Below are 414 nucleotides of genomic sequence, written 5' to 3'. Positions count from 1 at the left end.
GACGCTGACGGCGATCGTGTTCGGTGCCGTGCTCGCCTTCAACCGCCTGCGCGGCGCAGTTGCCTGGTGACCTCATGACCGACGCAGCCACTACCGACCGCTGGATCCGTTGGCTCAACACCCTGCAGCTCGTGCTGGCCGGCGTGCTCATCATGGCGCCGACGGTCTGGATGGTGCTGTCCTCGTTCAAGCCGTCCTTTGAGGTCACGGCCTATCCGCCGACGCTGATATTCACGCCGACGCTCGACAACTACGTCGAGCTGACGAAGACCACGCCGTTCCTCAGCTATGCGCTGAACAGCCTCATTGTCACCGTCGGCTCGACCGCGCTCGGGCTGCTGTTCGGAATTCCTGCCGCTTTCGCCGTCTCCTGGACGCGGATTTCGTGGCCGGCGATCCTGACGCTCGCGGCGC

Annotated in this window: 1 protein-coding gene; it reads left to right on the top strand. The window is 65.0% G+C overall.

Going from position 1 to position 414, the window contains the following annotated elements:
- Positions 1-74: 74 nt before the first annotated feature.
- Positions 75-414: ABC transporter permease family protein (locus AC5ZGW_RS47245; RefSeq protein WP_496114286.1), on the top strand; the 340-nt coding region annotated here is incomplete at its 3' end.

It is taken from the genome of Bradyrhizobium sp. Crot121, from assembly GCF_059512385.1.
The sequence above is the reverse complement of the archived record's forward strand: the minus strand, read 5'-3'. Positions and strand labels throughout refer to the sequence as shown.